The organism is Mesorhizobium sp. P2_D1, assembly GCF_056404455.1.
Genome location: NZ_JBFUDZ010000135.1, coordinates 1 through 1178, shown reverse-complemented (window position 1 = coordinate 1178; position 1178 = coordinate 1). Strand labels below are relative to the sequence as shown.

The 1178-nt window shown below is 57.5% G+C and carries 1 protein-coding gene; it reads right to left on the bottom strand.

Features of this window, described 5'->3' with window-relative positions:
* Positions 1-907: YihY/virulence factor BrkB family protein (locus tag AC1D0I_RS32545; RefSeq protein WP_477400176.1), on the bottom strand; the 907-nt coding region annotated here is incomplete at its 3' end.
* Between the last annotated feature and the right edge of the window lie 271 nt (positions 908-1178).

The following is a 1178-nucleotide window of genomic DNA, read 5'->3' as shown; positions in this document are numbered from 1 at the left end:
TCTTTGCACGAAATGGGACGTCTCTTGCGGGCGAAGCACTGTGAACCAGCGCGTCCAGATCGGACCTGCTGCCGTGTCGAACGGAATAGGCGCGAGTGAATTCGGCGCCGAGAAGAAATATCTCCGATGAGTAGTACACCCACAGGAGTATGACGAGCAGTCCACCGGCGGCCCCATACGAGGATGCGATCGCACTACTGCCGATATACCAGCCGATAAGCGATTTTCCGAGGGTGAATAGGGCAGCGGTCGCCACAGCACCAATCCCTACGTCGCGCCATTCGAGGGTTCGATCTGGCAAAACTTTGTAGATTGCCGCGAACATCAACGAGATCAGGACAAACGAGACGACCGCGTTGATCATGCCGAGGACGATCGTGCCAAACGGCAGGTGAGCGTTGATGATGGTTCCCAGTGCCGCGATCGCTGCGCTCGCAACGAGCGACACGAGCAACATGAAACCCAGCGCAGCGACCAAACCCAGACTTGCTGCACGGGCCCGGACTAGACGCGACAACGAACTTCCCTGAGGTTCGACCTTCCAAATCGAATTTAGCGATTGCTGCATTTCGCCAAAGACGCCCGATGCGGCCACCAACAACGTCACAATTCCGATCACCGCGGCCCAGGTTCCGGATAATCTGCTCGAGGCGCTCTCCAGCGCGGTCTGAAGAAGATCTGCGCTTTCTGGCCCCATCAGCCCCGAGATTTGCGCGGACAAAGCCAATTGAGCCGCATCCTGACCGAAAACGAGGCCTGCAATAGCGACCACAATTAGCAAAATTGGGGCCAGGGAGGTGGCGGCGTAAAAAGCCATTGCCGCCCCATGGCTAAGGGCATTGTCGTTGACGAAGCCGACTACGCTTTCTCTCACCAAGGCCCATACATTTGTGATCGAGGGTCGCATTTTGTGTCCGTAGGCATTTGCAATGGCGTCCAGTAGCAATGCGCCGGAACTTTCGATGTTCCGATTGGGCGCGCCCGAGGGTTCAGGAATTGGAGCGGAACACTTTGTGGACAACCTGCCGAGAGGCTGAGGTCAGAACTGCTCAGCACTCCCTCGATTTCCGTTACTGACCACATCCTGCTCGAAGCGTGAGCGCTCAGGTGGGTGGATCGCCGCTCCCCTCAGAGCGCCCGACATAATCGCACACCGCCTCCATAAACTCCACGAACGC